Below are 5053 nucleotides of genomic sequence, written 5' to 3' on the forward strand. Positions count from 1 at the left end.
TCGGGCGTGGTAGTGCTGCCGTGTGGTGCGGGAAAGACGATGGTTGGCGCGGCCTCGATGGCCAAGGCAAAGGCCACCACCCTGATCCTGGTGACGAACACCGTCGCGGGCAGGCAATGGAAGGACGAGCTGGTGCGCCGTACCTCCCTGACCGAGGACGAAATCGGCGAATACTCTGGAGAAAAGAAGGAGATCCGCCCCGTGACCATCGCCACCTGCCAGGTGGTTACCCGCAAGTCGAAGGGCGAATACCGGGCGCTGGAGCTGTTCGACTCCCGCGACTGGGGCTTGATCATCTACGACGAGGTGCACCTGCTGCCCGCCCCGGTGTTCCGCATGACCTCCGACCTGCAGTCCCGTCGCCGCCTGGGGCTCACCGCCACCCTGGTGCGCGAGGACGGCCGCGAGGGCGACGTATTCAGCCTGATCGGGCCGAAGCGCTATGACGCCCCATGGAAGGACATCGAGGCCTTCCTGGATCGCATGTCCCCCGGCGGTCTCTCGTCCGTTCCCCAGTCCCTGCGGTATTTGATTGACGACGCCACCAGGGCATTCCAGCAGGGCTCCGCCACCGAACCCCACTCGGCTCGTGTCCCGTCTCGCGTGGATACTCCCCAGCGCAACATCATGGACATCACTGGGGACTCCACCGAGATCGCCTCGGAGATCGACGGCGCCGTGGAGGGTTTTCGCCGCGCCCACGACCAGGCCATCGCCGTGGACCCGGCGGACGGCACGAAGGCCTCGGACACCCGGACCTTCCGCTCGCCGCGGGAGATCATGTCCGAGCTGCGCCGCGCCTATACCGCGGGCACACAGGTGCGCCTGCACTACGTGGACTATGCGGGTGCCACCAGCCATGACTGGATCTCCATCGTGATGATGACCCCCTCCACCATCTCCGCGGTGCTCGAATCCACCGGGGAGAGCCTCACGATCCAACCCCACCGCATCGCTGCGGTGGACGTGCCGTGCTAGAGGTTATGAAGCAAGTTTATTGAATTCCAGAGAATTTCTGAACATCCGGCGAGCGAAGGAAACGCCCGGCCATTTCCACAGCTGGCTGAGAAGAATCTCCTTCGATTACAAGGGACGCAATCGCCAATTCCCCTGTCGTTCCAGCGAACCAGCCATTGGAAAGCTTGCCATCAATTTCTGCTGTACCAGTCTTTCCGCCAAGTGCACTAAGATCACTCAACGACCTAGCTGAACCGTGGTCAATTGTTGATTTCATCATCGTCCGGAGGCTTTGAATAGTTGTATCGCTGACATGCTGGTCTGCCTGTTTATTCACTACTGTCTGTTCGCCTTGAATGAGCTGTGGAGGAACAAGCAAGCCGCCGTTAGCGACAGTCGATTGCATGAGCGCAATCCCAAATGGACTAGCTAGAACCTCGCCCTGTCCAATAGAAGCCTCCACACGAGGAGGTCCAGCCGGTGTCCGCGGCACCGAACCAGTAAGTGTGGTCATCCCTGGTACGTCGAAGTCGGAGCCAATTCCGAGTTCTAAAGCAGTCCGTTGCAGATCATCTTCTCCCAAACGATCCGAAATGACCGCTTGGGTTGTGTTACATGATTGGGCGAAAGCTTCTTCCAGTCGAACGCTACCTAGATCGAAGTCATGATCGTTGGGAATCTTGCGTCCAGCGACGGTGATATTGCTAGGACAAGGTAGTTCCTCATCCATGCTGACTACCCCTGCCTCTAGTGCCGCCGCTGTGGTCACAGTTTTGAACGTCGATCCCGGTGGGAATAGCCCGGTGAGTGCGATTGGCCCTTGGTTATTTGCCTTGTCATTTTGTGCAACGGCAAGGACACCTCCTGTTCTAGGATTGAGCACGACTAGAACTGCGGCACGTTGCTCACTGTCCACTGCTTGTTTTGCTGCGCTTTGCAGTGTGTTATCCAGAGTGGTTGCGATTGGCTGAACTCGGCGAGGCGGCTCAGAGGCTACCGTCGTCATACCTTGTGAACTCTCAGCGCGTATCGACCATCCTGAATTAGCATCGAGCACTGACTCCCAATATTTGTTCAATTCAGCATCCAGCGGAGAGTTAAGAGTTTTGGACACGCTTAAGAGACGCCCCTGCTCCACAGTGGAAATTCCCTCAAAGGTCCTAAGTTGCTCTTGTATCTTCCGGAATTCTTCCTGCCTCAAAGTGAGGAGCACGGTGTCTTCATCCTGAGACTCTCCCAAGGTCTGCTCGATCCACTCCTTAGTCGTTGTGGGAGACACTGGTGCAAAAATCTGGGCCAATTCCTGCGCTCTAGAGGCTATGTCTTTGCGACCTCGTACCTGAATAACTTTCGTCCAGGTCATATATTCATTGCCCAAGCGATCTTTAATTGGAAGATCGTACTGTTTATCTTCAGCAAAAAAGAGTGCGGAATCATCGCTCAACTGAGCTTCGAAGATCGAAGGCAACCATTGAGGCTTACCATCCTGTCCACTAAGGACGAGCCGACCATTGCTCTCCAACTCCACACCATCTTTGGACCAAGTCACATGAGTATTCTGCTTTCCATTTGAAATATCAGATTTTTCGATGTTGACCTTCACACCATGTAGTGACTGCCGAAATTCATGAAGGGCGCGCTCCGGGTCTGGATGATCCAGATACCGTGCAGCCTTGCTGTCATCTCCCGCGTTGAAAGCTTTGAGAAATACGTCTGAGTCTGATTCCCACGGTAGAGCTGAACAGCTGCTCAACATCACTGCGGAGAGCGAACAGAGTGCAATCACCGACTGACGGAAACGATTGTGCTTAGTCATCATGGGAGTGACGTTAAGTGAGACGCATTGGATGCCACCAATATCACATAATGCAATTGTCTCATTTCATTCACATATAGGCGATGGTAGAAGTGTGTATTCAAGTGGCAGAAATTCTAACGAAGAGCGTCCACGAGCAGTCTAGCCACTTCGCCAATAGCACCATCGTGAGTACTCATTGCTTGTTCTGGCACCACCTGTTTCAGCATGATGGACACCACAATGGGCTCCTCGCCCTCAACCTGGATAATCGAAGCTTCACCATGGAGAAGTCCTACAGTGCCCGTTTTTCCATAGATATCAACGCCGCTTGGAGGAAAGCCTGAAGGAACACGGTGACGCCACACCTGCAACCCCAAGAGTTCACACATAGATCGACGTACCGCTGCACTATCGTCTTTCCAAACCTGTTCCAAGTCATTAGTTATTTCCGCCAACGAAGAGACTGCAGAAAACGCTATATCTGTACTTCTCCCCCCTTGGGATTGAACATATTGACGCAATTGTTTCTCCGCCGTCACTAAGCTATTCCGATCTTGCAAGTCATAATGAGGTGGAAACCGTTTAAGAAATGCTTCTCGAGCCCACGCAGGCAGTAGACGCAAAATCTCGTGGGCGGCCACGTTATCTGACACCGATGCGACTTGTTTCATTAAGTCTCGGAGACTCACGTTCACTGCGTCATCAAAGGCAGCGAACCCATACCCTTCGTAAGTTCCTTTGGACGGTGCAACGTCAACACGAAGACGAGGATCCAGATCACCTCGTTGAATCGCTTCCAAAGTGAGGTGGAGGAGCCGGATTTTATATAAGGATGCCACCGTAATTTTCTCGTCTTGTTTGCGTCCGATAGTCACCCCATCGTGCAGTCGCGATGCACACCACCATCCCTCACACCCCGACCGCGTCAACACGTTTTCCAGGGCCATCTCCATCCGTGCAGTCATTGGTTAATCCTTCGACAAATTCTTTCGGCGACCGCCATGGCCTCGGCGCCATTGTCCATCCCACCTCGGCGAACCACTACATCCACGGAAAAATCGAAACGGGAAGGAAGCTCAATAGCATTGTCAAACTGGTGAAAACCGCGAAATACCAAAGACATCCCCTCCCCTCTTCCAATCAATAAGCCCCTACCTAGAGCATCCTCTGAATCATTAATTTCGCAAGACACACCCGACCGAAATAGCTCTCTCGCCAAACCACTGGCTGCACTTGAATTGTCATTCAGGTTCTCCACCAGCAGATTCAATTGAGACAAGGTCTTATCCAACCTTGAATACCCCGGCGGCACCACTAGATCACGTGACAGAGAAAACTGCCTCGCACTGCGGTGAGTACCCAAGGGAACCGGAGCTTGAACAAGCCCCGCATGAATAGCGCCTTCTTCAACACGGGCAAGAATCTCAACAGAAGGCAGTGACGACAAAACTACTCCATCATGCTGCTGTGCCTTTGCTGCAATACGCGATCCTATCTCGCTTGGAAGCGCACTACTGATGGCCAAACGAAACCCGCTTTGCGCACCACTTCGGATACCGTCAATCATCGAATGCATAGCCTGAAGATCGCGATTAATCACCCGGGCATATGGAAGCAAGGTCAACCCTGCCTCGGTTAGTTTCACTTCCCCCGCCCCTCGGATAAATAGCGGTGTACCTACACCAGCTTCTAAGCGCTTAATGGCATTGGAGACAGGCGGCTGACTCACTCCCAGTCGCGCTGCCGCCGCTGTAAAACTACCGGTCTCCGCTAAAGCCACGAAATACTGCCATTGGCGCAGATTTCCCGTCTGAGCAATCATGGGTCTCAGCATAGTGGAGCACGAGTTCGCACCACTGCAGCGTAAAATGATGTCTTTGGCTTGAGCAACACCGTCGCGGTGGCGTCGATAAACAAAAAGGAAGTGACACACAGCGTGGGCATTGGAAACGGACCGCTCATTGTGCAGTCGGATAAGACCGTGCTGCTGGAAATCGACCACGAACAGGCGCAGGAGGCACGCACCGCGCTGGCACCGTTCGCGGAGCTGGAGCGTGCGCCCGAGCACGTGCATACCTACCGCATCACCCCGCTGGCACTGTGGAACGCCCGCGCCGCCGGGCACGACGCGGAGCAGGTCATGGACGTGCTGGAAACCTACTCGCGGTTCCCCGTCCCGCAACCGCTGCTGATCGACATTGCCGACACGATGGATCGCTACGGGCGACTGAAGCTCATCAAGCACCCGGCCCACGGGCTCGTGCTAGAGACGACGGACAGGGCTGTGCTGACGGAGAT

At 54.8% G+C, this 5053-nt stretch carries 5 protein-coding genes; 2 read left to right on the top strand and 3 right to left on the bottom strand.

What is annotated here, in order from left to right; all coding sequences use genetic code 11:
* On the top strand, positions 1 to 978 hold a 978-nt coding region (locus HMPREF3166_RS06645), incomplete at its 5' end, for a DEAD/DEAH box helicase family protein (protein WP_168160729.1).
* A gap of 16 nt (positions 979 to 994) precedes the next feature.
* Here HMPREF3166_RS06645 and pbp2m read toward each other — a convergent pair.
* The 3 genes from pbp2m to HMPREF3166_RS09990 form a co-directional block, all read right to left on the bottom strand.
* Positions 995 to 2776 carry a penicillin-binding protein PBP2M gene (pbp2m, locus tag HMPREF3166_RS09980; protein ID WP_011273099.1) on the bottom strand — a complete coding sequence of 594 codons (1782 nt, stop codon included), beginning with the start codon at positions 2774 to 2776 and terminating at the stop codon, positions 995 to 997.
* Between the two features lie 113 nt (positions 2777 to 2889).
* Positions 2890 to 3720, bottom strand: coding sequence for a serine hydrolase (locus HMPREF3166_RS09985; protein WP_011273098.1), 831 nt, complete (start codon positions 3718 to 3720; stop codon positions 2890 to 2892).
* Positions 3717 to 4577 carry a LysR family transcriptional regulator gene (locus HMPREF3166_RS09990; protein ID WP_210383929.1) on the bottom strand — a complete coding sequence of 287 codons (861 nt, stop codon included), beginning with the start codon at positions 4575 to 4577 and terminating at the stop codon, positions 3717 to 3719. Before HMPREF3166_RS09990 ends, HMPREF3166_RS09985 begins: the two co-directional genes overlap by 4 nt.
* A gap of 114 nt (positions 4578 to 4691) precedes the next feature.
* Between HMPREF3166_RS09990 and HMPREF3166_RS06660 the strand changes: the two genes are divergently transcribed.
* Positions 4692 to 5053, top strand: a 362-nt coding sequence (locus HMPREF3166_RS06660; RefSeq protein ID WP_168160730.1) for a helicase-associated domain-containing protein, incomplete at its 3' end; no start/stop codon positions are given.

It is taken from the genome of Corynebacterium sp. HMSC08A12, from assembly GCF_001807485.1.
Taxonomy (GTDB): domain Bacteria; phylum Actinomycetota; class Actinomycetes; order Mycobacteriales; family Mycobacteriaceae; genus Corynebacterium; species Corynebacterium evansiae.